This is a genomic window from Ruegeria sp. HKCCD7251 (assembly GCF_013031165.1).
Lineage (GTDB): Bacteria > Pseudomonadota > Alphaproteobacteria > Rhodobacterales > Rhodobacteraceae > Ruegeria.
Window position 1 is genome coordinate 1 of record NZ_WPZC01000006.1, and the last position, 24829, is coordinate 24829.

The 24829-nt window shown below is 57.7% G+C and carries 19 protein-coding genes; 3 read left to right on the plus strand and 16 right to left on the minus strand.

Translation table 11 applies throughout. From position 1 onward, the window contains the following. Positions 1-139 precede the first annotated feature (139 nt). Genes fusA through rpsL form a run of 3 tightly spaced genes read right to left on the minus strand, consistent with a single transcriptional unit; the run spans position 140 to position 3133 of the window. A complete protein-coding gene (fusA, locus tag GOX75_RS14670) occupies positions 140-2257 on the minus strand; it encodes an elongation factor G (protein ID WP_171124295.1) in 2118 nt (705 codons plus the stop codon). An 18-nt stretch (positions 2258-2275) separates the two neighbouring features. Continuing rightward, a complete protein-coding gene (rpsG, locus tag GOX75_RS14675) occupies positions 2276-2746 on the minus strand; it encodes a 30S ribosomal protein S7 (RefSeq protein WP_010441203.1) in 471 nt (156 codons plus the stop codon). A gap of 15 nt (positions 2747-2761) precedes the next feature. After that, positions 2762-3133 carry a 30S ribosomal protein S12 gene (gene rpsL, locus GOX75_RS14680; RefSeq protein WP_005621086.1) on the minus strand — a complete coding sequence of 124 codons (372 nt, stop codon included), beginning with the start codon at positions 3131-3133 and terminating at the stop codon, positions 2762-2764. Positions 3134-3531: 398 nt separating this feature from the next. On the opposite strand from rpsL, the gene GOX75_RS14685 reads away from it, so the two are divergent. Then, complete coding sequence (locus tag GOX75_RS14685) at positions 3532-4338, plus strand: putative rhamnosyl transferase (protein ID WP_171124297.1); 807 nt, start codon at positions 3532-3534, stop codon at positions 4336-4338. On the opposite strand, the gene GOX75_RS14690 is transcribed toward GOX75_RS14685, so the two are convergent. The 5 genes from GOX75_RS14690 to rplJ form a co-directional block, all read right to left on the minus strand. Continuing rightward, complete coding sequence (locus GOX75_RS14690) at positions 4280-5167, minus strand: DMT family transporter (protein WP_171124298.1); 888 nt, start codon at positions 5165-5167, stop codon at positions 4280-4282. The genes GOX75_RS14685 and GOX75_RS14690 overlap by 59 nt on opposite strands. Positions 5168-5524: 357 nt before the next feature. After that, positions 5525-9766, minus strand: a complete 4242-nt coding sequence (rpoC, locus tag GOX75_RS14695; protein ID WP_171124300.1) for a DNA-directed RNA polymerase subunit beta' — start codon at positions 9764-9766, stop codon at positions 5525-5527. Between the two features lie 50 nt (positions 9767-9816). Beyond that, positions 9817-13953 (minus strand): DNA-directed RNA polymerase subunit beta, encoded by a 4137-nt coding sequence (gene rpoB, locus GOX75_RS14700; protein ID WP_171124302.1) that lies wholly within the window; start codon positions 13951-13953, stop codon positions 9817-9819. Between the two features lie 248 nt (positions 13954-14201). Then, positions 14202-14579, minus strand: coding sequence for a 50S ribosomal protein L7/L12 (gene rplL / locus GOX75_RS14705; RefSeq protein WP_170485701.1), 378 nt, complete (start codon positions 14577-14579; stop codon positions 14202-14204). 80 nt (positions 14580-14659) lie between these two features. After that, the gene (gene rplJ / locus GOX75_RS14710) at positions 14660-15178 is read right to left on the minus strand and encodes a 50S ribosomal protein L10 (RefSeq protein WP_171124304.1); all 519 of its coding nucleotides are present in this window, start codon (positions 15176-15178) and stop codon (positions 14660-14662) included. 452 nt (positions 15179-15630) lie between these two features. Between rplJ and GOX75_RS14715 the strand changes: the two genes are divergently transcribed. Continuing rightward, positions 15631-16608 (plus strand): phosphotransferase, encoded by a 978-nt coding sequence (locus GOX75_RS14715; protein ID WP_171124307.1) that lies wholly within the window; start codon positions 15631-15633, stop codon positions 16606-16608. Between the two features lie 70 nt (positions 16609-16678). On the opposite strand, the gene rplA is transcribed toward GOX75_RS14715, so the two are convergent. Together rplA and rplK are read right to left on the minus strand one after the other, a co-directional pair. Then, entirely contained in the window at positions 16679-17377 is a 699-nt protein-coding gene (rplA, locus tag GOX75_RS14720; protein ID WP_171124308.1) for a 50S ribosomal protein L1, read from the minus strand. A 1-nt stretch (position 17378) separates the two neighbouring features. Beyond that, a complete protein-coding gene (rplK, locus tag GOX75_RS14725) occupies positions 17379-17828 on the minus strand; it encodes a 50S ribosomal protein L11 (RefSeq protein ID WP_113791694.1) in 450 nt (149 codons plus the stop codon). A gap of 333 nt (positions 17829-18161) precedes the next feature. Between rplK and gntH the strand changes: the two genes are divergently transcribed. After that, on the plus strand, positions 18162-19418 hold the full coding sequence (gene gntH / locus GOX75_RS14730; RefSeq protein WP_171124310.1) for a guanitoxin biosynthesis MBL fold metallo-hydrolase GntH: 1257 nt from the start codon (positions 18162-18164) through the stop codon (positions 19416-19418). Between the two features lie 128 nt (positions 19419-19546). Here the strand turns inward: gntH and nusG are convergent, their stop codons facing one another. The 6 genes from nusG to ccoG form a co-directional block, all read right to left on the minus strand. Further along, positions 19547-20080, minus strand: coding sequence for a transcription termination/antitermination protein NusG (gene nusG, locus GOX75_RS14735; protein ID WP_171124312.1), 534 nt, complete (start codon positions 20078-20080; stop codon positions 19547-19549). 199 nt (positions 20081-20279) lie between these two features. Further along, positions 20280-20477 carry a preprotein translocase subunit SecE gene (secE, locus tag GOX75_RS14740; protein ID WP_171124314.1) on the minus strand — a complete coding sequence of 66 codons (198 nt, stop codon included), beginning with the start codon at positions 20475-20477 and terminating at the stop codon, positions 20280-20282. Positions 20478-20545: 68 nt separating this feature from the next. Then, positions 20546-20704, minus strand: coding sequence for a cbb3-type cytochrome oxidase assembly protein CcoS (ccoS, locus tag GOX75_RS14745; protein WP_171124316.1), 159 nt, complete (start codon positions 20702-20704; stop codon positions 20546-20548). 4 nt (positions 20705-20708) lie between these two features. Beyond that, complete coding sequence (locus tag GOX75_RS14750) at positions 20709-22886, minus strand: heavy metal translocating P-type ATPase (protein ID WP_171124318.1); 2178 nt, start codon at positions 22884-22886, stop codon at positions 20709-20711. Between the two features lie 3 nt (positions 22887-22889). After that, the gene (locus tag GOX75_RS14755; RefSeq protein WP_171124320.1) at positions 22890-23348 is read right to left on the minus strand and encodes a FixH family protein; all 459 of its coding nucleotides are present in this window, start codon (positions 23346-23348) and stop codon (positions 22890-22892) included. Between the two features lie 2 nt (positions 23349-23350). Then, positions 23351-24778 (minus strand): cytochrome c oxidase accessory protein CcoG, encoded by a 1428-nt coding sequence (ccoG, locus tag GOX75_RS14760; protein ID WP_171124321.1) that lies wholly within the window; start codon positions 24776-24778, stop codon positions 23351-23353. Positions 24779-24829: the final 51 nt, after the last annotated feature.

The window sequence follows — 24829 nt, forward strand, 5'->3', positions numbered from 1 at the left end:
CAATCGTGCCGATGTTGACGTGCGGTTTTGTACGCTCAAACTTTTCCTTTGCCATGATGGCCTCCTTAATTTGCGGGTGCCGGGCTAAAGCCCGGCCTACGGGTATTTGGTAGGCCGGGCCTTAGCCCGGCGCACCGTCTTATGCGTATTTCGCCTGAATCTCGTCCGAGATGTTCTGCGGAACCGGATCGTAGTGGTCGAACTGCATGGTGAACTGGGCACGGCCCGACGACATCGAACGCAGGGTGTTGATGTAGCCGAACATGTTCGCCAGCGGAACGAACGCGTCGATCGCGATCGCGTTGCCGCGCGGTTCCTGACCAGACACCTGGCCGCGACGCGAGGTCAGGTCGCCGATGATACCGCCGGTATATTCTTCCGGTGTGATCACTTCGACCTTCATGATCGGTTCCAGCAGTTTCGCGCCAGCTTTGCGCATGCCTTCACGCATACACATACGGGCCGCGATTTCGAACGCCAGAACGCTCGAGTCAACGTCGTGGAACTTACCGTCCAGCAGGGCAACCTTGAAGTCGATCACGGGGAAACCAGCCAGCGGGCCGCTATCCATGACCGAGTTGATGCCTTTTTCAACGCCCGGAATGTATTCCTTCGGAACGGCACCACCAACGATGCGGCTTTCGAACGAATAACCTTCGCCCGGTTCGGTCGGCTGGATTTCCAGCTTAACTTCACCGAACTGACCCGAACCACCCGACTGTTTCTTGTGGGTGTAGGTGTGCTCGACCGGCATCGAGATGGTCTCACGATAGGCCACCTGCGGCGCACCAATGTTCGCTTCAACCTTGAACTCGCGCTTCAGACGGTCAACCAGGATGTCCAGGTGAAGTTCGCCCATACCCTTCATGATGGTCTGACCCGATTCCAGATCAGTTTCCACACGGAAGGACGGGTCTTCGGCGGCCAGACGGGCCAGACCCTGAGACATCTTCTCTTGGTCGCCCTTGGTTTTGGGCTCGACCGCGATTTCGATCACCGGATCGGGGAAGGTCATGGTTTCCAGAACCACCGGCTCTTTCGCGTCACACAGTGTGTCACCGGTGGTGGTGTCTTTCAGACCCGCCAGCGCGATGATGTCGCCTGCAAACGCTTCTTCGATCTCTTCCCGGTTGTTCGAGTGCATCATCATCATACGACCGATGCGCTCTTTCTTACCTTTGGTCGAGTTCAGGATCGAGTCACCCTTGTTCATGGTGCCCGAGTAGATCCGGGTGAAGGTCAGCGAGCCAACGAAGGGGTCGTTCATGATTTTGAACGCCAGACCCGAGAACGCCATGTCGTCGTCTGCACGACGTGCAATGTTACGCTCTTCGTTTTCGTCGCCGGGGGCGAAGCCCATGTAATCAACAACGTCCAGCGGGCTGGGCAGATAGTCGATCACAGCGTTCAGCAGCGGCTGAACACCTTTGTTCTTGAACGCCGAACCACCCAGAACCGGAACAAACGCGATGTCCAGGGTCCCTTTACGCAGCAGGGCGCGCAGGGTCTCAACGTCGGGCTCATTGCCTTCCAGGTATTCCATCATCGCGTCGTCGTCCATTTCGACGGCCGCTTCGATCATCTTGCCGCGCCATTCGTCAGCCATGTCTTTCAGGCTGTCGCGGATCGGAGCTTTGATCCAGCTTGCGCCCAGATCTTCACCTTGCCACAGCCATTCTTCCATGGTGACCAGGTCGATCAGACCTTCCAGCTCGGACTCGGCGCCGATCGGAATGCCAACCGGAACAGCGCGTGCACCGGTGCGGTCTTCGATCATGCGAACGCAGTTGAAGAAGTCTGCGCCGATCTTGTCCATCTTGTTGACGAAAACCATACGCGGAACCTTGTAGCGGTCAGCCTGACGCCACACGGTTTCGGTCTGGGGCTCAACACCGGCGTTTGCGTCCAGAACGCAGACGGCACCGTCGAGAACCGCCAGCGAACGTTCAACTTCGATGGTGAAGTCAACGTGGCCGGGGGTGTCGATGATGTTCAGGCGGTGCTTGGGGGTATCGGCGGTTTTACCGTCTTCGGTGCGCTCCCAGAAAGTGGTAGTCGCAGCCGAAGTGATGGTGATGCCGCGTTCCTGCTCCTGCTCCATCCAGTCCATGGTGGCTGCACCATCGTGCACCTCACCGATGTTGTGGGATTTACCAGTGTAATACAGGATACGCTCCGAGCAGGTGGTCTTACCTGCGTCGATGTGCGCCATGATACCGAAGTTACGGTATAGTTCGAGCGGATATTCGCGTGCCATTTTTGATAAGCCTCTGGATTACCAACGGTAGTGGCTGAAGGCTTTGTTCGCCTCGGCCATCTTGTGGGTGTCTTCGCGCTTCTTCACGGCGGTACCGCGGGACTGTACAGCGTCCAGCAGCTCGCCGGCGAGGCGTTCTTCCATGGTGTTTTCGTTGCGGCCGCGCGCAGCGGTGATTAGCCAACGGATGGCCAGTGCTTCGCGGCGTTCGGGGCGGACTTCGACCGGAACCTGATAGGTTGCACCACCAACCCGGCGCGAGCGAACCTCGACCGACGGTTTGATGTTGTCGAGCGCTTCGTGGAACACTTCGACCGGTGCGCGCTTTACCTTGTTCTCGACGCGGTCAAACGCGTTGTAAACGATGCGCTCTGCGACCGACTTCTTGCCGTCGATCATCAGGTTGTTCATGAATTTGGTCAGAACCTTGTCGCCAAATTTGGCGTCAGGCAGGACTTCGCGTTTTTCGGCGGCGTGACGACGTGACATATCAGCCTCTCCTTCTTACTTGGGACGCTTCGCGCCGTATTTCGAACGACGTTGCTTACGATCTTTGACGCCCTGAGTATCCAGAACACCGCGTAGAATGTGGTAACGCACACCGGGAAGGTCTTTCACACGGCCGCCACGGATCAGAACAACCGAGTGTTCTTGCAGGTTGTGGCTTTCACCGGGGATGTACGAGATGACCTCGAACCCGTTGGTCAGGCGCACCTTGGCAACCTTACGCATAGCCGAGTTCGGCTTTTTCGGTGTGGTGGTATACACACGTGTGCAGACGCCGCGTTTCTGCGGGCACTGCTCCAGGTGCATGGACTTCGAGCGTTTTACTTTGGGCTGCCGCGGCTTGCGGATCAGCTGTTGAATAGTTGGCATTCCGGTTTCTTCCCCGTTTTGCAACACACATGACATGCACGCGCATTGCGTGCGGTTAAACTTTGCTGCACTCATGCGTCCACAAGCGCAAAACCCGCGAGCGTTCCCATTCCGAGGTGAACGTCGCGGTTGGTTATCAGAGGGCGCGAACTGCAAAATTGTCCGGGCCTTGACCAGTTCATTACTGAAATCGGTTATGGGGCGGCCCCCGGTACCGAGATGACGCGCGTAATAGGGGGAGTCGGCCCAAGTGTCAACAGCACACCTGATCTGGTGCCCGACTGACGGCTTCGCCTTGAATTATCGCAGTTTGCCCAGCACTTCCAGCACATCAGGCGTTGCGAGTTTCGGGTCGTGTGGGCATAGTCCCCGGCAACGCCCCGCCTCATGGATGAAACATGCAAGTTATCGGCTTGTGCCGCTTTTCTTACCCTGCTTATGGCGGCTTTCAGATCGAACATGAAACGATCGAAGAGCGCCGCGCCTATCTCTATAACCCCGCTCGTCTGGAAGAGCGGTTTCGCCTGTTCGAAACAACCACCCTGCCCTGTTTCAAAGAACAGACCGACGAGGATTTTCAACTGCTGGTCGTGATAGGTGATTGCCTGCCCAAGCCTGCCTTTGACCGGCTTCACGATTTGACGACGGGTATGAAGCAAATCAGGATCATCGCCCGAGAGCCCAAGCGACAGCGCCTCGTCATGAAAGAGGTTCTGAACGCCGCACGTGAAAACCCCGATGCGCCTTGTCTGCAATTCCGTCATGACGACGACGATGCAGTATCCGTTGATTTCGTCGAACGGCTGCGAATTGCCCTGCAGGACGGCAAAGGGCTGATTGAAAAAAATAAAGCTGTCGCAATCGACTACAACAGCGGATTTCTTGCACGGTTCGGTCCCAATGGGATTTTGGCAGCGCCGAAGTTTCAGCCTTTGCTCGGTGTGGGTTTGGGCATGTATGTGCGCGGCGGGTGTGACCTGACGATCATGAATTTCTCTCATTACCGGATGGGGAATTTCATGCCGGTGATCAGCTATCCTGATGCGCCAATGTGGGTACGCACACTGAACCAGTTCAACGACTCACCCCACGCCCGCAAGAACAGCGCCGAGTTACTGCCCCTTACCCCGGAACAGGAAGGCGAGTTTATCGCGCGTTTCGCGATTGAACAGGACGTTGTCCGGCGCGTTCACGGAACAGCGTAAACAGACCCGCGCCAACGACAAGCTCTGCGCCCAGCATTGTAATTGCGTCCGGCCAGTCACCGAACACCACCCAACCCAGCCCCAGTGCCCAGATCAGGCTGGAATAGCGGAAAGGTGCGATAAAACCCACATCCCCTTCGCGCATCACCATAACGCTGAACAGGTATCCCATCAGAACAAACACGGCGGCGGAGGCGACCAAAATGCCCGCCTCGGTCGGCACGGGCTGCCATCCCGTTACAAACGTGGCGACACTTGCAGCCAACGTAATCGTCACAGTCGTTGCGAGTGTCACAACAAGCGAAGGCACATGGCTGGACATGCGTCGTGTGATCAAGTCCCGTGCAGTCACCGAAGCCACCGCAATCAGCGCATAAATTGAGAAAACGCTAAAACCCTCGGGGCCGGGCCGCACGATCAACAACATGCCGACAAAGCCCATCCCGATCGCAGCGACCCGTCGCCAACCGATATATTCGCGGAAAAACAGCGCAGCCCCCAGTGTTACAGTCAACGGCAAGGCCTGAAGGACTGCCGTCACATTCGCCAGCGGCATGTGCAGAAGCGCCGTCAAAAAGAAGAATGTGGCCGACAGTTCGGCCAGGCATCGCGCGGCGACAAGCCATTTGTCATGGCGCGGAAAATTCAGATGCAGGGCCCCAAAATGGCGAACCAGCAGGAAAACAAGTGCCGTCGCCAGAACACCCCGCATTGCCACCATCTGAAACAAAGGAACCTCGGCCCCTGCAACCTTTACCAAGGTATCGTTGATGGTAAACGCAGCCATGCTGCCCATCATCAACAGGGCGCCTTTCATGTTTGGGGTCATTGAAACAAAACTCGAATATCGTCCCGCACATTCGCGCGGACGAAGCATGACAAGTCAATACTCGACCCCGAAACGCAAAATTGTCATTTTGTATAAAATACTGAAATTAAAAATTATTTTTGAGATTACTATTTTTCCGAGACTATTTTCGAGAAAGACCCTCAACGTTTCAGGCAATAACTGCATCACCACCAATCCATAGCGTATCGGCAAAAGGTGCGTTTAATGTATTCGCGCTCGATTTTCTGGTCTTAACCCTCAGCGCTTGGCACCCATCATCCGGCGAAGGCGACGGCTTTGACCAAAAGAAAAGGCCCCACGTTTCCGCAGGGCCTGTTCATTGTTCTAAAGGTTCGCTTATTCGCGGCTTTCCGGAGTGTCGACCACCACGTCCAGCTCATCACCAACCATGTCGTCGTCAATGACCGGAGCGGCAAGGGCAGCGGCGGCTTCGGCCTCTTCCCGGCGGGCTTCGATGACCACGTTGTCACGCGATTGCGCAACCTGACGCACGGCTTGTGTCGCACCACCGGTACCGGCGGGGATCAGACGACCGACGATGACGTTCTCTTTCAGGCCAACCAGTTTGTCTTTCTTGCCCTGAACCGACGCTTCGGTCAGCACACGGGTGGTTTCCTGGAACGACGCCGCCGAGATGAACGAACGCGTTTGCAGCGAGGCTTTGGTGATCCCCAGAAGGATCGGCTCGCCCTGTGCCGGACGACCACCGCGCGCGATGGTCTTCTCGTTGGCTGCGTCGAACTCTTGCTTGTCGACATGTTCGCCTTTCAGCAGGGTGGTGTCGCCTGAATCCAGGATCTCCCACTTCTGCAGCATCTGGCGCACGATGACCTCGATGTGCTTGTCGTTGATCTTCACGCCCTGCAAGCGATAGACGTCCTGCACCTCGTCGATCATGTAATCCGCCAGCGCTTCGACACCCATGATGGACAGGATGTCATGCGGAGCCGGATTACCGTCCATCAGGTATTCACCCTTCTGGATGAAATCCCCTTCGGCGACCGGGATGTGCTTGCCCTTGGGTACCATGTATTCGATGGTCTCCATGGACTCGTCAGCCGGTTCGATGCTGATGCGGCGCTTGTTCTTGTAGTCGCGGCCAAAGCGTACGTAACCATCGGCTTCTGCGATGATCGCGTGATCTTTCGGACGGCGGGCTTCGAACAGTTCGGCCACACGCGGCAGACCACCGGTGATGTCCTTGGTCTTGGCACCTTCACGCGGGATACGCGCGACAACGTCACCAGCTTCGATTTGCTGACCGTCTTCAACTGACAGGATCGCATCCACCGACATCGGATAGTGAACCGGGTTGCCCGCGTCGTTGCGGACCGGCTCGCCATCTTCACCGACCAGAATGATCTCGGGCTTGAGGTCGCTGCCTTTAGGGGCGGCGCGCCAGTCGATCACGATCTTCTGGGTCATACCGGTTGCTTCGTCGGTCTCGTCGCGGACAGCAAGGCCCGAAACAAGGTCAACGTATTTCGCAGTACCGGCTTTCTCGGCGATGATCGGCAGGGTGTAGGGATCCCACTCGAACAGCTTGTCGCCACGGGCAACGGTTGCGCCATCCTTGACGAACAGCTTGGAGCCATAGCCCAGCTTGAAGCTGGCACGCTCTTCGCCGTGTTCGTCGTTGATCACCAGCTTCATGTTCCGGCCCATGACCAGGCTTTCGCCTGCGGCATTGACCAGAATCTGCGGGTTTTCGAACGCGACAACGCCTTCCTGGTTGGCTTCCTGGAACGACTGCTGACCACCTTGCGCAACACCACCGATGTGGAAGGTCCGCATGGTCAGCTGTGTACCGGGTTCACCGATCGACTGCGCGGCGATGATGCCAACAGCTTCACCCGTGTTCACCATGGTACCGCGAGCCAGGTCACGACCGTAGCAGGTTGCACAAACGCCTTCCTCGGACTCACAGGTCAGAGGCGAGCGGATGCGCATCGAGGCAACGCCAGCTTCGTCAATGGTGTCAGCCATACGTTCGTCGATCAGCTGCCCGGCTGCCACGATCACCTCATCGGTGCCCGGACGCAGAACATCGTCTGCGGCCACACGGCCCAGCACGCGTTCGGCCAGCGAGGCGACAACCTCACCATCGTTCACGGCTGCTTCGGCAGTGATCGCACGCTCGGTGCCACAGTCGATCTCACGAACGATACAGTCTTGCGCCACGTCCACCAGACGACGGGTCAGGTAACCCGAGTTCGCCGTCTTCAGAGCGGTATCCGACAGACCTTTACGGGCACCGTGGGTCGAGTTGAAGTACTCGAGAACGGTCAGACCTTCTTTAAAGTTCGAGATGATCGGCGTTTCGATGATGTCGCCGTTCGGCTTGGCCATCAGGCCGCGCATACCACCCAGCTGTTTCATCTGAGTGACCGAGCCACGCGCACCCGAGTGTGCCATCATGTAGACCGAGTTGGGTTCTTGTTCAGACCCATCCTCTGCCCGATCCGAGGATGAGATTGTGCTCATCATCGCGTCGGTCACCCGGTCGTTACACTTCGACCAGGCATCGACAACTTTGTTGTACTTTTCGCCCTGAGTGATCAGGCCGTCCATGTACTGCTGTTCAAAGTCTTTCACCTGATCGCGGGTGTCATCGACGATGCCCCACTTATCGCTCGGAATGACCATGTCGTCCTTACCGAACGAGATGCCCGCCTTGAACGCTTCTTTGAAGCCCATCGACATGATCTGGTCACAGAAGATAACCGACTCTTTCTGACCGCAGTAACGGTAGACGGTGTCGATCACCTGCTGCACTTCTTTCTTCCGAAGCAGGCGGTTGACCAGCTCGAACGGCGCTTTGTTGTTCATCGGCAGCAACGCACCCAGACGCAGACGGCCCGGAGTGGTCTCGTAACGCTTCTGAACTTCGTTGCCTTCGTCGTCGATCTGCGTGATCCGCGCGGTGATCTTGGTGTGCAGGTGCACTTCACCGGCGTCCAGCGCGTGCTGAACTTCTTCGATCGAACCAAAGACCTTGCCTTCACCCGGCATGCCTTCGCGTTCCAGGGTCACATAGTAGAGGCCCAGGATCATATCCTGCGACGGAACGATGATCGGTGCGCCGTTTGCAGGCGACAGAACGTTGTTCGTTGACATCATCAGAACACGGGCTTCCAACTGCGCCTCAAGGCTCAGAGGCACGTGAACCGCCATCTGGTCACCATCGAAGTCGGCGTTAAAGGCCGAACAGACCAGCGGGTGCAACTGGATGGCTTTGCCTTCGATCAGAACCGGTTCGAACGCCTGAATGCCAAGACGGTGCAGCGTAGGCGCACGGTTCAGCATGACAGGGTGTTCGCGGATCACTTCGTCGAGGATATCCCACACTTCGGGACGCTCTTTCTCAACCAGTTTCTTCGCCTGTTTCACGGTCGAAGACAGACCCTTGGCTTCAAGGCGCGAGTAGATGAACGGCTTGAACAGCTCCAACGCCATCTTCTTGGGCAGGCCACACTGGTGCAGCTTGAGTTCCGGGCCGGTCACAATGACCGAACGGCCCGAGAAGTCGACGCGCTTACCCAGAAGGTTCTGACGGAAGCGACCCTGCTTGCCTTTCAGCATGTCAGACAGCGATTTCAGCGGACGCTTGTTGGCGCCGGTGATCACGCGGCCACGACGGCCATTGTCGAACAAAGCATCCACGGATTCCTGCAACATCCGCTTTTCGTTGCGGACGATGATGTCAGGCGCGCGCAGCTCGATCAGGCGCTTCAGACGGTTGTTCCGGTTGATGACACGGCGATACAGATCGTTCAGATCCGAAGTCGCGAAACGGCCACCATCCAGCGGAACCAGCGGACGCAGTTCCGGCGGAATGACCGGGATCACGGTCATCACCATCCATTCGGGCCGGTTGCCCGACTCGAGGAAGGATTCAACAACCTTCAGGCGCTTGATGATCTTCTTGGGCTTAAGTTCGCCGGTTGCTTCGGCCAGATCAGCGCGCAGCTGCTCGGCTTCGGCTTCCAGATCGATCTGGGCCAGCATCTCACGGATAGCTTCGGCACCGATATTCGCGGTGAACGCGTCCATTCCATAGGCATCCTGCGCGTCCATGTACTCTTCTTCGGTCAGCATCTGGCCGTAGGTCAGGTCGGTCAGACCGGGCTCGATGACGACGTAGTTTTCAAAGTACAGAACGCGTTCCAGATCGCGCAGCGTCATGTCCAGCATCAGACCGATGCGGGACGGCAGCGATTTCAGGAACCAGATATGTGCAACGGGCGCAGCCAGTTCGATATGGCCCATACGCTCGCGGCGGACTTTCTGCAGGGTGACTTCCACACCGCATTTCTCGCAGACAACGCCGCGATACTTCATCCGCTTATATTTGCCGCACAGACATTCGTAATCTTTGATCGGGCCAAAGATACGCGCGCAGAACAGGCCGTCACGCTCGGGCTTGAACGTCCGGTAGTTGATGGTTTCGGGTTTCTTGATCTCGCCATAGGACCAAGACAGGATCCGCTCGGGCGACGCCAGTGAGACCTTGATCTCGTCAAAGACCTTCGGGGGCGTCAGCGGGTTGAACGGGTTGTTGGTGATTTCCTGGTTCATTTGTTACCTCAAATCTTGCGGAAGGGGGGACGGGAGAAAGGGCAGCGCCCTTACTCCTCAACCTCCGCATCCAGGAGTTCCATATTCAGGCCGAGGCCACGGACTTCTTTAACCAGAACGTTGAATGATTCCGGTACGCCCGCTTCAAAGTTATCCTCGCCCTTGACGATCGACTCATAGACCTTGGTCCGGCCGGCGACGTCATCCGATTTCACGGTGAGCATCTCCTGCAGGGTGTAGGCGGCGCCGTAAGCTTCCAGAGCCCAGACCTCCATCTCACCAAAGCGCTGACCACCGAACTGCGCCTTACCACCCAGCGGCTGCTGAGTAACCAGGCTGTAGGGCCCGGTCGAACGCGCGTGGATCTTGTCGTCCACAAGGTGGTGCAGTTTCAGCAAGTACTTGATGCCCACGGTCACCGGACGTGCGAATTGCTCACCGGTACGACCGTCGAACAGAACCGACTGACCGCTTTCCGAGAAGCCCGCACGCACCAGCGCGTCGTTGACGTCAGCCTCTTTGGCACCGTCGAAGACCGGGGTTGCGATCGGAACACCGCGGGTCACGTTACCCGCAGCCTCGATCAGGCCATCCTCGTCCAGACCGGTGATGCCTTCTTCGTAGACATCTTCGCCATAGGCCAGCTTCATCGCTTCGCGCACCGGGGTCAGGTCGCCGGACCGGCGGTACTCACCCAGAGCGTCGTCGATGTTCAAACCCAGACCGCGCGCGGCCCAACCCATGTGGGTTTCAAGGATCTGACCTACGTTCATACGCGAAGGCACACCCAGCGGGTTCAGACAGAAGTCAACCGGGGTACCATCGGCCAGGAACGGCATGTCTTCCATCGGAACAACCTTGGAGATCACACCTTTGTTCCCGTGACGACCGGCCATCTTGTCGCCCGGCTGCAGCTTGCGCTTCACGGCGATGAAGACTTTGACCATCTTCATCACACCCGGGGGCAGGTCATCGCCACGGCGGACTTTCTCGACCTTGTCCTCGAAACGGGCGTCCAGAGCACGCTTTTGCACTTCGTACTGCTCATTCAGGGCCTCGACGATCTGTGCGTCCTGCTCGCCTTCCAGCGCCAGCTGCCACCACTGACCACGGGTCAGGGTTTCCAGCAGATCCTCGGTGATCACCGACCCTGCCTTGACGCCTTTCGGGCCTTTGACAGCGGTTTTACCAAGGATCAGACCTTGCAGACGCGCATAGATGTTGCGGTCAAGGATCGCCAGCTCGTCGTCCCGGTCACGGGCCAGGCGTTCGACTTCCTCGCGCTCGATCTGCAACGCACGCTCGTCTTTTTCGACTCCGTGACGGTTGAAGACGCGGACCTCAACGACCGTACCGTAATCGCCCGGCTTCACGCGCAGCGAGGTGTCGCGCACGTCAGATGCTTTCTCACCAAAGATGGCGCGCAGCAGCTTTTCTTCCGGGGTCATCGGGCTTTCGCCCTTCGGAGTGATCTTGCCGACCAGAATATCGCCCGGCTCAACATCCGCGCCGATGTAAACGATGCCCGCCTCGTCGAGGTTGCGCAGCGCTTCTTCACCGACGTTCGGGATGTCGCGGGTAATCTCTTCCGGGCCCAGCTTGGTGTCACGGGCGGCGACTTCGAATTCCTCGATATGGACTGAGGTAAAGACGTCATCACGCGCGATACGTTCCGAGATCAGGATCGAGTCTTCGTAGTTGTAACCGTTCCACGGCATGAACGCGACGACCACGTTCTTACCAAGGGCCAGTTCACCCATATCGGTCGACGGACCATCGGCAATGACTTCGCCCTTCTGGACGGTGTCACCCACCTTGATCAGCGGACGCTGGTTGATGCAGGTGTTCTGGTTCGAACGCTGGAACTTGCGCAGACGATAGATGTCTACGCCAGCGTCGCCCAGTTCCAGATCTTCGGTGGCGCGGATAACGATACGCTGGGCATCGACCTGGTCGATGATACCGGCGCGTTTCGCCTGAATTGCAGCGCCCGAGTCGATCGCAACCTTTTCCTCGATGCCGGTACCGACCAGCGGCGCTTCGGCGCGCAGCAGCGGAACCGCCTGACGCTGCATGTTCGAGCCCATCAGAGCGCGGTTGGCGTCGTCATTTTCAAGGAACGGGATCAGCGATGCAGCGACCGAGACCAGCTGTTTCGGCGACACGTCGATCAGGTCAACATTCTCACGCGGGGCAAGAGTGTAGTCACCCGCCTGACGGGTCGAGACCAGATCGTTGATGAACTTGCCATCGGCATCCAGCGTCGCGTTCGCCTGCGCCACAGTGTGACGCATTTCCTCGGTCGCGGACATGTAGTGAACCTCATCGGTCACCTCGGCGTCTTTGACGACGCGATACGGTGTTTCGATGAAGCCATACTTGTTCACGCGGGCGAAGGTGGCCAGCGAGTTGATCAGACCGATGTTCGGACCTTCAGGCGTTTCAATCGGGCACATCCGGCCGTAGTGGGTCGGGTGTACGTCACGCACCTCAAAGCCCGCACGCTCACGCGTCAGACCACCGGGGCCAAGCGCCGAGAGGCGGCGTTTGTGGGTGACTTCCGACAGCGGGTTGGTCTGGTCCATGAACTGCGACAGCTGCGACGAGCCGAAGAATTCGCGGACGGCAGCCGCAGCCGGTTTCGCGTTGATCAAGTCTTGCGGCATGACGGTGTCAATCTCGACCGACGACATACGCTCTTTGATCGCGCGCTCCATGCGCAGCAGGCCAACGCGGTACTGGTTTTCCATCAGTTCGCCGACCGAACGCACACGACGGTTGCCGAGGTGGTCGATATCGTCCACGTCGCCTTTGCCGTCGCGCAGTTCCACCAGCGCCTTGATGCAGGCCACGATGTCTTCGCGGCGCAGGGTGCGCAGGGTGTCCGGCGCGTCCAGAGCCAAACGCATGTTCATCTTCACGCGACCAACGGCAGACAGGTCATAGCGCTCGCTGTCGAAGAACAACGTGTCGAACAGGGCCGAGGCCGCTTCGACGGTGGGCGGCTCACCCGGGCGCATGACGCGGTAGATGTCCATCAGAGCGCTTTCACGGTTCAGGTTCTTGTCCTGAGCCATGGTGTTGCGCATGTAGGGGCCAACGTTGACGTTGTCGATGTCCAGAACCGGAATATCGGTGATGCCCGCATCCATCAGTTCTTTGACAGAACCACCGATCAGATCGCCGTCCTTGTCATATTCCAGGGTCAGCTCATCACCGGCCTCGACATAGATCGCGCCGTTTTCTTCGTTGATGATGTCCTTGGCGACAAACTTGCCGACGATGTGGTCAAACGGAACCAACAGGTCGGTGACAGTGCCTTCGTCGATCAGTTTCTTGACCGCACGCGGGGTGACTTTCTTGCCCGCTTCGGCAATCACTTCGCCGGATTTCGCGTCGATCAGATCATATGTCGGACGGGTACCACGCACGCGCTCGGGGAAGAACGGTGTGACCCATCCCTTCTTCTTGTCCAGCTTGTAGGACACGGTCTCGTAATACGCGTCCATGATGGCTTCCTGGTCCAGACCCAGCGCATAAAGCAGGGTGGTCACAGGCAGTTTGCGACGGCGGTCGATGCGGGCGAACACGATGTCCTTGGCGTCGAACTCAAAGTCCAGCCAGCTGCCGCGATACGGGATTATGCGGCAGGCAAACAACAGTTTACCGGACGAGTGGGTCTTGCCCTTGTCGTGGTCAAAGAACACACCGGGCGAACGGTGCATCTGGCTGACGATCACACGCTCGGTACCGTTCACGATGAACGTACCGTTCGGCGTCATCAGGGGCATGTCGCCCATGAACACGTCCTGTTCCTTGATGTCCTTGACCGATTTCGCGCCGGTGTCCTCATCGACATCAAACACGATCAGACGCAGAGTCACCTTCAGCGGCGCGCTGTAGGTCATGTCGCGCTGCATGCACTCTTCGACGTCATATTTGGGTTTTTCCAGATCGTATTTCACGAACTCCAGAACAGAGGTTTCGTTGAAATCCTTGATCGGGAAAACCGACTGGAACACGCCTTTGATGCCTTCGCCGTCAGTGGGCTGCTCTGCATCGCCGGAGCGTAGGAAAAGATCATAAGAAGATTTCTGGACCTCAATGAGGTTCGGCATTTCCAAAACTTCACGGATTTTGCCGTAATATTTACGAAGACGTTTCTGGCCAAGGAACGTTTGAGCCATGTCAGATGTCACCTTTCGATGTTCTCAGCGGGCAAAGACACCGTCGGGCCCCGGCATCTTGCACATTCGAGACGACACGTCCGGATCAATTCATGGCCACCGTCCCGAAGGCAGCCTCCCGATCCAAGAACCGCGTCTTAGAAAACGCCCCAAAGTTGAGGCCCTTTCTAAGACAGGTTCGGCTGGACCCGGATTTCTCCGGACCCAGCCAAATTTTCGACGCATCAGCGATGCGCCATTGGACTGACTTAGGCCAGTTCGACCTCGGCGCCAGCTGCTTCCAGCTTGCCTTTGATCTCTTCGGCTTCTGCTTTGTCCACGCCTTCTTTGATCTTGCCGCCGGCCTCGACCAGTTCCTTGGCTTCTTTCAGGCCAAGGCCGGTGATGCCGCGAACTTCTTTGATGACGTTGATTTTCGAAGCGCCGGCGTTCTTCAGAACGACGTCGAATTCGGTTTTTTCCTCAGCAGCTGCACCGCCGGCGTCGCCAGCTGCACCTGCGACCATTACGGCGCCGCCAGCTGCGGGCTCGATGCCGTACTCGTCTTTGAGGATGGTTTTCAGTTCTTGTGCTTCCAGCAGGGTCAGACCCACGATGCTTTCTGCCAGTGCTTTCAGATCAGCCATTGTATTAGCTCTTTCCGTTTTACAGTGTGTGTTCCAACGTCAGGGTATTCACCCCACGCAGATCATTCAGTGCCAACCGCTTACGCAGCTTCCGCCTTCTCTTCGATGGTGGAAAGGATGCTTGCGATGTCGCTTGCAGGTGCGCCAATTGCACCGGCGATGTTCGAAGCAGGCGCGCCAAGCATACCAGCGATCGTAGCAATAAGCTCTTCACGCGACGGCATTTTCGACACGGCTGTAACACCAGCCCGGTCCAGAGCGTTCTCGCCCATTGCACCGCCAAGAATTTCGAACTTTTGGTTCTCTTTGGCGAAGTCCTCGGCCACCTTGGCTGCTGCCACGGGGTCCTCGGAATAGGTCAGAACGGTCATACCCGTCAGCAGGTCACCAATGCTTTCACATGGCTTTCCGTCGAGGGCGATTTTGGCAAGCCTGTTCTTGGCAACACGCACGGCACCACCCGCGTCACGAGCACGTGCGCGAAGGTCCTGCATCTCGGCAACTGTCAGACCGGCGTAATGGGCTACCACTACGACGCCAGAGCTTTCGAAGATTTGGCCGAGTTCCTCGACCACTTTCTCTTTCTGGGCTCTATCCACAGTTCTCTCCAAGTTTGGGATGTTGGACATCCCGGCTCATATTTGCCGAGGGTGAAACCCCGGCGTTCAGGTCCGTTGTTACGGGATTGGCCAAAATGCGCCCGAGGATCGCGACCCTCAGAATTCTTTGGTCTTACCCGTCTCAGGCAGGAGATTAAGGGGCCGAATGGCACCACCCACCGTCTTGGACGAAACGAAATAAAGCGCACGACGAATCGCACGCTTTACTCCGCAAGTCTTATTAGGGCAGTTGGATGGGGTTTCCAAGGGGTAAATTGCGAATTTGGCCACGCCATTTTGCACCCCAGTTCGAACCCACCAGAACCCATCCAACTGTACGGATTTCATAGCGTTTTCCGCCAACCGGCAACAAAACCTATTTCTTGCCGTTGACACGCAAATCCCGCTGCGTTCCAGTCCGGTGAAAGGCACATCACCAAGGACATGGCCCGTTGGCTACTTCTCTTCCGCTCTCGGATCAAGAACATGACCGGGTCACCGCATTTATTGTCGAGTTTTCCAATGCGGTCCTGCACGCCCCAGTGACACAGTATGACTGTATCTACCGGTCGCACGCCTTCGCAGAGTCTCGGGCCGTTCTGGTTCTGCGCTCGACAGCGGGATCCTTCGCCCTCAAGATCGACACCGAGTCTCCGGCGACCGGTCGACTGAAAGACGAATTCGAGTTATTGGTTGACCTGTCCCGATACTTTGAACGCACAGACTCGTCCCGTGTCGTGCAGCCTGTCTACATATCGCCCGGAGGGGCCTTTCTGGTCACAGAGTTCATCGACAGGCCCACTGCCGTTGATCTGATTTATAACAGCAAGGACGATAACCAAGTGGTGCAGGTTTATCGTCGGGCGGGGTCCTGGCTCAGTGACTTTCACAGCCGCCTGGCGCCCGTCAACTATGGGTTCCGGCCGAAATGGATGATTGACAGCATTTGCGATCTTGCGGCGATGGTCCCGGATGACATCGCGCAGAAAAGCCGGAAAATGATTGATGCTATGGTGACCGACGGCGAACGCCTTAAGGGGATCGAGGACCTGAGGGTCTTTTCACACGGTGATTTTCACGGGCAGAACCTGATTATCGGACTAGGCAAAACTCACGGTCTGGACTTTACTGAGGTATGCGAAAAACTGGCCGTCTACGATATCGTCGACTTTCTCAAGGCTGATATCTTTCGGGATGGTCCAGCCAGCGCGGTGGATCAGAGCGGCATTCTGCGGCGAAATAAGCAAATGTTCCTGCGCCGCTACCGCCTGCCGATTGACACCGATATCCTCGATTTCTGCATTCGTTGCCGATTGCTCAAAGACTGGCTGGACTATTGGCGCACTGACTTTACCTGCAGCGCGTTCGAGAAATTTCGGCGCACGCGTCTGGAAATGCGGCTGGATATCGCCTTTGGCACGGCAAACTAGACTATGGAACGAAAAAGCCCGAACAGTTTGCACTGCCCGGGCTCAATACTTTTTTGCTTCGCGTTAAGGCTTATTCGCCCGCAGCAGCCGCCACATCCAGAGTCACACCCGGGCCCATGGTCGAGCTCAGCGCGATTTTCTTCATGTAGGTGCCTTTGGCGCCCGACGGCTTGGCCTTGGCAACAGCCGAGACAAAGGCACGGACGTTTTCAACCAGCTTGGCTTCGTCGAACGACGCTTTGCCAACGCCAGCGTGCACAACGCCGCCTTTTTCCGCCTTGAACTGAACTTCACCGCCCTTGGCTGCTTCCACGGCCGCTTTCACGTCCATGGTCACAGTGCCAACCTTGGGGTTCGGCATCAGGTTGCGGGGGCCCAGAACTTTGCCCAGACGGCCAACGATCGGCATCATGTCCGGGGTGGCAATGCAACGATCGAATTCGATGGTGCCGCCCTGAATGGTTTCCATCAGGTCTTCTGCGCCAACGATATCCGCGCCTGCTTCTTTCGCTTCGTCCGCCTTCGGGCCACGAGCGAATACAGCGACGCGCATCGCTTTGCCGGTGCCATTGGGCAGGCCGACAACGCCACGAACCATCTGGTCTGCGTGACGGGTGTCAACGCCGAGGTTCAGAGCGATTTCGATGGTCTCGTCGAATTTCGAGGTCGCGTTGCCTTTTACCAGAGCAACGGCTTCTTCGATCGACAGGTTTTCCTTGCCAGCGACAGCTTCGCGCGCAGCGCGGGTACGTTTACCAAGTTTTGCCATCTTACTTCACCTCGATGCCCATAGAGCGGGCCGAGCCCAGGATGATCTGCATTGCGCCTTCGACGTCGTTGGCGTTCAGATCTTTCATTTTGGCTTCGGCGATTTCGCGAACCTGCTTGGTGGTCACGGTTGCCACGGTCTCACGACCTGGGTTTTCCGCGCCACGGGGGCGGTTACGCTTGCCAACCGGCTTCAGACCAGCCGCTTTTTTCAGGTAATAAGACGCGGGCGGCGTCTTGATGTCCATGGTGAAGGACTTGTCCTGATAATAGGTAATCACGGTCGGGCAAGGGGCGCCTTGCTCCATGTCTGCGGTCTTGGCGTTGAACGCCTTGCAGAATTCCATGATGTTGATGCCGCGCTGACCCAGCGCCGGGCCAACTGGCGGCGACGGGTTTGCCTGACCTGCAGGAACCTGCAGTTTCATTGTACCAGCAAGCTTCTTGGCCATTTGGTTTTCCTTTCAACTCGGGCGAAACGCGTTTCACCCAGATTATGTTGCGTGGTCCGATCCGGGATCGCGATCCCAGCAACCTCCCACGAGAGAATCTCGCCCGAAGACGATAGAGGCGGCGTTTACAGCGGAATGTGGGGGTTGGCAAGGGGTGCAAACCCACCAACAGATAAGCTTTCGCCCTAGTAAGCTAACCCCGATCACAACTCGTGCAACTGCTCCGATCTGCCAAAGATTAAGCAACCTTGCCAGACGCATTCAAAAATTGCGAACCTTGTATGAGGCGAATCTTTGCGCTGATTCGGCGAAATCGTTGAGGGAGGACTTTTTATGACGCTTTCCAGACTTATTGCACCTGCAATTGTGCTGGGCGCTGGGCTTGTTGCAGCCACTGCGATGACTGCCGATGCGCAGAACAAAGAACCTTCGGAGTGGTCCAGAACTGAACCTTACCCGAACCAGACCGTCTATTATCCCGGAACGGAAACTCTGGTTCCTGACGAAATGCGCGTCATCGCGTGTGGAACCGGAATGCCCCAGCCACGCCTCAAGCAGGCTGCGGCGTGTTTTCTTGTTGAGCTGGGCAACGGCGAAAAGTTCATCTTTGACATGGGCGAAGGCTCGTATGAGCGTATCATGGCGCTTGGGATACCGTTGGATCAGCTAGACAAAGTGTTTCTGGGCCACTTGCACCTTGATCACGCAGGCGATTTTCCGGCCTTCTACTTTACTGGCCCCGTAAACAACCGTCTGACACCCGTTCGCCTTTGGGGGCCTGAGGGGATCAAGCCCGAATGGGGAACAAAAGCCTGGGCTGACCATATGATGAAGATGTGGGCCTGGGAAGAAGCAACCAGGGGCGCGGCAGTTGATCCGCGTGGGTTGCAGTTAGAGGTAAATGAATTCGATTGGAAAGCTGTAAACAACGTCATCTTTGATGAAAACGGTGTTCAAGTTAGGACTCTGCCCGCGATTCATGGTGAACAATCGGTTAGTTTTCTGTTGGAATGGAATGGCCTCAGATTTGCGTTTTCATCCGATACGCTGCCAACGCGCTGGTGGAGAGAACATGCCGCCGGTGTGGATCTTGCCATCCACGAGTGTTTCACCCCACCAGAATTCATGATCGAAAAATACGGCTTTGAACCATCGGAAGCCATATTTGTCGGCTCTCAGGGACACACCGCCGCGCAAGCGTTCGGTAAGATCATGTCGGAAACCGAACCTCGGCTGGCCGTTTGCTATCACTTCCAAAACGATCACGACATTGCGTTGGCCGTCTATTCAGCAATCCGGGAAACCTATGATGGCCCCTTGGATTTGGCAGCCGACTTTATGACTTGGAATGTAACAAAGGATAGCATTCGAACACGCCAAGGTGTGCCCAACGAAGAGTCTTTCCCTGCGCCCGTCCAGATGGCAAAGCAACCACCTGACTCTGCTGCAGAGTTCCCGTTCTCTGAATTTGATCTTGAAAGCATCGATCTCGGCGCGGCCGAAGCCACAAATGACATGATCAATGATTTCAACGAACGCACAGGAAACGACGAAGTCGGCGCCTATACCAGCCTTCCCTTCAAAAACTAATAGGCTGAGCGGGCCTGTTTGGGGCCCGCCTTCGCTTTGCTGGCGTTTCGACATCAAGGCGCAAGAGAATACGAAAACACCGCACCGTCTGAGACGGCGCGGTGTTAACATACTCGCAAAGCGCTAATTTAGGCCTGCTTGGTCACCTGCGTGAAGTCCAGCTCGACCGGAGTCTCGCGACCAAAGATCGAAACCGAAACTTTCAGCTTCTGGTTCTCGTCGTCCACGCCTTCGACCATGCCATCGAAATCCTCGAACGGGCCGTCGTTGACTTTGACCTTTTCGCCGACCTCGAAGCTTATCATCAGTTTCGGCGCTTCTTCGCCTTCCTGAACGCGGTTGAGGATCTGGTTCACCTCAGCGTCGCGCATCGGCATCGGGCGGCCTTGCGGGCCCAGAAAGCCGGTAACGCGGTTGATCGAGTTCACAAGGTGATAGCCCTGATCCGACATCTCCATATGCACCAGTACGTAACCGGGCATAAAGCGGCGTTCGGTCGTGACTTTCTTGCCCCGGCGCACTTCGATCACCTCTTCGGTGGGCACCAGTACTTCGTCGATGTCGTCCTCAAGGCCCTGTTCAGCCACCGACGTGCGGATCTGCTCTGCGATCTTCTTTTCGAAATTCGAAAGAACGCTGACCGAGTACCACCGTTTCGCCATGAACCTGTCGTCCTTGTTTACTTTCGGCGCATCCAGTCAATCAGACGCAGCCGTCATTGAATTTCCATCACGTGACCCGGAATAAAAAGCGGCGCGCAGCCCGAATCGCCGCACGCCCATTCCGAATAGTCCCGCGTCACTACTCTGACATCGCGCTCGGTGCAAGGGGCAAGCCGCGTTTCCACGCGCCTGAACGGGTTTACCCGAACGCGCCCAGGATCAGTTGCAGACCGCCGCGAATACCAAGATCGACCAGCGCAAAGAACACGGCGGTCAGGGCCGCCATGATGAACACCATGACCGTGGTCAGCAGAACCTCACGGCGCGTCGGCCAGACGACCTTTGCAACCTCGGCGCGGACTTGCTGAATAAACTGGATCGGGTTTGTGGTGGCCATTTGGCTTGGATCTCTCTGCTAGCGGATAGGCCGGACATAACCGGGCATTGCGGCGATTTCAAGGGCTGTCAGGGCTTGGGCTTGTCGTCCCATTCATCGTTGAGGATACGGCGGGCGTCGCCTTCGGGATCGTCATATTGGTTTGATCGCACCGTGTAGACAAATGCCACCAGCCCAACCCCGCCCAGAAACAGGGAAATCGGTATCAGATAGGCCAGAACTTCCATCGCTTTATCGTACCCGTAGCGCATTCAAAGATACAGTGATCGACGAGGTCGACATCGCCAGCGCCGCAATCAGGGGCGTGGCCAGGCCGGCCACTGCCAGCGGCACCGCGATAATATTATAGACAGTGGCAATGCGAAAGTTTTCGCGAATCCGTTTCGTCGCCTTGACCGCCGTATCACAGGCGTCAAAGATCGGCGACAGGTCATTGCCCAGCAGCACGATGTCCGAGGCCACCCGCGCCGCATCCAAAGCCGAGGCCGGGGAAATCGACACATGCGCCGCCGCGAGTGCCGCCGTGTCGTTCAGCCCGTCGCCCACCATCAGCACGTGGTGACCCTGATCGCGCAGCGCCTCGACATGCTTGGCCTTGTCCTGCGGCAGAGCCTGCGCGATCCAATTCTGGATGCCCAGCTTATCCGCCAGCGCCTGAACCGCGCCCTGCGTATCGCCCGAAATCAGGATGACCTCTTTACCCGCGTCGCGGAACGCTTGCACCGCCTCGGCAGCACCGGTTCGCAGGCTGTCCGAGAACAGGAAGGCCTCAGGTGCCTGCCCTTCAACAGAGAGCCACGCGGCGGTCTGGTCGCACTCTTCAGCGCCGGTCCACGCAGCCCGCCCAAGGCGGACACGCTGGCCTTGGGAAGTGCCTTCGGTGCCGAATCCCGGAACCTCGGTGATGTCGTCCAGGGTGGCGGGTTTGATCCCGGCCTCGCGCGCGGCCTGTGTCAAAGCAACTGACAAAGGGTGCGAGGATGCCTCGGCCAGCGCCAGCGCAATCTCAAGATCAGCACGGGAATGATCGCCCAGATTGGTCAACTCGGGCGTACCCGAAGTCAGCGTGCCGGTCTTGTCGAAAACGACCGTATCGACCTCGGCCAGACGTTCCAGCGCGGTGGCGTGTTTGATCAGCATCCCCTTGCGGAACAACCGCCCCGAGGCCGCAGTGGTCACCGCTGGCACGGCCAGACCCAGCGCGCAAGGGCAGGTGATGATCAGCACGGCGGCGGCGATATTCAGCGCTGTTCGCACGTCGCCGGAATAGATATACCACCCCAGAAAGCTGAGCGCCGACAGGATATGCACACCGGGCGCATAAAGCTTGGCCGCCTTGTCGGCCAGCGAGGTATAGCGCGAGCGCCCCGATTCCGCGATGGCCACCAGATCGGCCATACGATGCAACGAGGTGTCCTCACCCACCGCCGTCGCGCGGATGGTCAGGGGGCCGGTCAGGTTCACCTCACCGGCGCTGACCGTAACGCCCGCCTCGGCGAACACCGGCAGGGTTTCTCCGGTCAGCAAGGACCGGTCGAGTTCCGACTGGCCCGAGACAATCTCTCCATCCACCGGCATTCGTCCACCGGGGCGGACAAGGATCAGATCGCCGACGTTCAGCGTGGCAACAGCAACCTCTTCCTCGGCCCCATCCAACAAGCGGATAGCCCGGGGGACTTCGAGCGCGGTCAGCTCTTCTGCCGCGGATCGGGCAGCAGCGCGGGTGCGATAGTCCAGATAGCGACCAGCCAGCAGGAAAAAGGTCAGCGTAAGGGCGGCGTCGAAATAGGCGTGCTTACCGCTGAGCGCGGTTTCCCAAAGCGAAGTAACCAGCGCCAAAAGGATAGCCAGCACGATCGGCACATCCATGTTCAGGCGGCGAACCCGCAAAGCCGACCACGCATTCGAAAAGAAGGGTTGCGCCGCAAAGCCAATCGCAGGCAGCGCGATCGCGGCCGAAATCCAGTGGAACATGTCCCGCGTCGCGTCTGTGGCACCAGCCCAGACCGAAACCGACAAGAGCATCACGTTCATCGAGGCAAATCCGGCCACCGCCAGTCGCATCAACAGGTCGCGCCCCGCCTTGTCGGACTGTGTGGCGGATAGGGCACCGGGATCAAGCTCATGCGCCTCATAGCCCACGCGCTCCAGTACCGAAATCAGGTCAGCAGCGCGCAATTCTGGCGCGGCTTTGATCATGGCTCGTTTCAGGGTCAGGTTGACCCGCGCGTCTTCCACGCCGGGATGGGCGTTAAGCTCGCGCTCGACCGTGGCGATACAGGCCGAGCAATGGATGCCCGGCAGTGACAGCGCAATCTGCACATCTTCGGGGATTGGGCGCGCGGGCTCCGCCGGGCTTGCAATGCAACCCGGGCAGGCGGCCGTGCCTGATGTAAGCTGCGCCGTCATTCCCTATCCCTTTACGTACAGCGGCACGCGCTGAGCGAACTCTGCCCCGCTATGATCCTTTGCGATCAAACGGATATTCCAGTTTCCCTTGCCCAGTGACGCGGGCGTGGCGTAAGCGGTACCATCAAAAATGAAATCCGGTGTGAAATCTTCTTTAACATGCGTGGCCCGTCCAACGACAGCCTGCAACTCGGCCACTTCGACAGGGGTGCCGGTCTGGTCTGTAATATGCAGAATCAACAGCCCCCCAGACAATTCAGCACGGATATCCCATCCCAACGCCTGTTGTTCCTGCAAACGCTCGTTGAACTCTTGGCTGGCGACGTAAGAGTTTTTGACCTCGAGCCCCGGAAAAGTTTTCACCGCGCTGTAGGCCAGCACAAGATTTACCGCGATGATCACGCCAAATGCGGCCACGAAGACGGCCAGTGCATGTTTGCCGGTGAATTTGCGTTCGGCCATGTTCACTTCCCTTGCCCGTTAAAGGTGGTGTCCTTGTAGGCACGCTCTCCGCTTTGCAGGTCTTCGACCCAGATGCGCACCGGAGTAACGTCAGTTGACGCCGGGCCGGTGCCACCGGAGGCCACGATATAGACGCGCGTCAATTGTGCCGTATCCGCAGCGACAATGACAGTGTCACCGTCATTGCCTTCGATCTGTACCTGCATGGCCGGATCCCCCGCAAGCGTCAGCTTGAACGGCCGTTCCTCACCATGTTTGTTGCGCAGGCGCACGTCATAGGTGTTGCGGATCGTGCCATCGGACAGGGTCACGAAGGTCGGGTTCCGAACGGGCGCCACCGTCAGATCAATATCGGGCCGGATAAACAGCGCAAACAACAACGCAAAGCCAACCGCAGCCCACATCCCTGTATACATGATCGTCCGGGGACGCAGAATGTGCTTCCAGACGTTCCGAGGCGGCTCACCCGCACGCTCGCGCGTTTCATCGCTCAGCGCCATATAGTCGATCAGACCGCGCGGTTTGCCGATCTTGGCCATCATGTCATCACAGGCGTCGATGCACAACGCGCATGTGATGCATTCAAGTTGTTGCCCGTCGCGGATGTCGATCCCGACGGGGCAGACATTCACGCAGGCCATACAGTCGATGCAATCCCCCAATTCGGAATCCGCAGTACGCTTGCCTTTGCCGCGCGGCTCACCCCGCCATTCGCGGTAGCCAACAACCAGAGTATCCTCGTCCATCATCGCCGCCTGAATACGTGGCCAGGGGCAAGCATAGATACAGATTTGTTCGCGCGCGAACCCGCCGAACAGGAAAGTCGTACCGGTCAGGATCAACATCGTAGTATAGGCCACGGGGTGGGCGTTGCCCGTCACCAGATCACGCAAAAGCGTCGGCGCGTCGGCAAAGTAAAACACCCACGCCCCACCAGTGGCCAGACCGATCAGCAACCAGACGGTCCACTTCGTCACGCGCAACCGCGCCTTGCGGAAGTCCAGTTTTTCCTGCCGATGCAGGCGCAAGCGCGCGTTTCGGTCGCCCTCAATCCAGCGTTCAACCAGAATATACAGATCCGTCCACACGGTCTGCGGGCAGGCATAACCACACCAGACGCGACCCAATGCCGAAGTGAACAGGAACAACCCCAACCCGGCCATGATCAATAGACCTGCGACAAAGTAGAACTCATGCGGCCAAATCTCGATCCAAAAGAAATAGAAACGACGATTCGCCAAATCCAACAGCACCGCCTGATCCGGCAGGCTGGGCCCGCGGTCCCATCTGATCCAAGGCGTCACGTAATAAATGCCCAGCGTGACGGCCATAATGATCCATTTCAGGTTACGAAATGGCCCGGATACGCGCCGGGGAAAGATAGGCTCCCTTGCGGCGTAAAGGCTGGGGGCGGGGTCGGAATCGCTCACGGGATGGCTCCAGATGTAGCTATTTTTTCGCGTCTTGTTCCAGATCACAAA

Bases quoted from the DNA above. Each gene is read 5' to 3' on its own strand.
- fusA (WP_171124295.1), bottom strand. From the start codon at position 2,257: ATGGCACGCGAATATCCGCTCGAACTATACCGTAACTTCGGTATCATG.
- rpsG (WP_010441203.1), bottom strand. From the start codon at position 2,746: ATGTCACGTCGTCACGCCGCCGAAAAACGCGAAGTCCTGCCTGACGCC.
- rpsL (WP_005621086.1), bottom strand. From the start codon at position 3,133: ATGCCAACTATTCAACAGCTGATCCGCAAGCCGCGGCAGCCCAAAGTA.
- GOX75_RS14685 (WP_171124297.1), top strand. From the start codon at position 3,532: ATGCAAGTTATCGGCTTGTGCCGCTTTTCTTACCCTGCTTATGGCGGC.
- GOX75_RS14690 (WP_171124298.1), bottom strand. From the start codon at position 5,167: ATGACCCCAAACATGAAAGGCGCCCTGTTGATGATGGGCAGCATGGCT.
- rpoC (WP_171124300.1), bottom strand. From the start codon at position 9,766: ATGAACCAGGAAATCACCAACAACCCGTTCAACCCGCTGACGCCCCCG.
- rpoB (WP_171124302.1), bottom strand. From the start codon at position 13,953: ATGGCTCAAACGTTCCTTGGCCAGAAACGTCTTCGTAAATATTACGGC.
- rplL (WP_170485701.1), bottom strand. From the start codon at position 14,579: ATGGCTGATCTGAAAGCACTGGCAGAAAGCATCGTGGGTCTGACCCTG.
- rplA (WP_171124308.1), bottom strand. From the start codon at position 17,377: ATGGCAAAACTTGGTAAACGTACCCGCGCTGCGCGCGAAGCTGTCGCT.
- rplK (WP_113791694.1), bottom strand. From the start codon at position 17,828: ATGGCCAAGAAGCTTGCTGGTACAATGAAACTGCAGGTTCCTGCAGGT.
- gntH (WP_171124310.1), top strand. From the start codon at position 18,162: ATGACGCTTTCCAGACTTATTGCACCTGCAATTGTGCTGGGCGCTGGG.
- nusG (WP_171124312.1), bottom strand. From the start codon at position 20,080: ATGGCGAAACGGTGGTACTCGGTCAGCGTTCTTTCGAATTTCGAAAAG.
- secE (WP_171124314.1), bottom strand. From the start codon at position 20,477: ATGGCCACCACAAACCCGATCCAGTTTATTCAGCAAGTCCGCGCCGAG.
- ccoS (WP_171124316.1), bottom strand. From the start codon at position 20,704: ATGGAAGTTCTGGCCTATCTGATACCGATTTCCCTGTTTCTGGGCGGG.
- GOX75_RS14750 (WP_171124318.1), bottom strand. From the start codon at position 22,886: ATGACGGCGCAGCTTACATCAGGCACGGCCGCCTGCCCGGGTTGCATT.
- GOX75_RS14755 (WP_171124320.1), bottom strand. From the start codon at position 23,348: ATGGCCGAACGCAAATTCACCGGCAAACATGCACTGGCCGTCTTCGTG.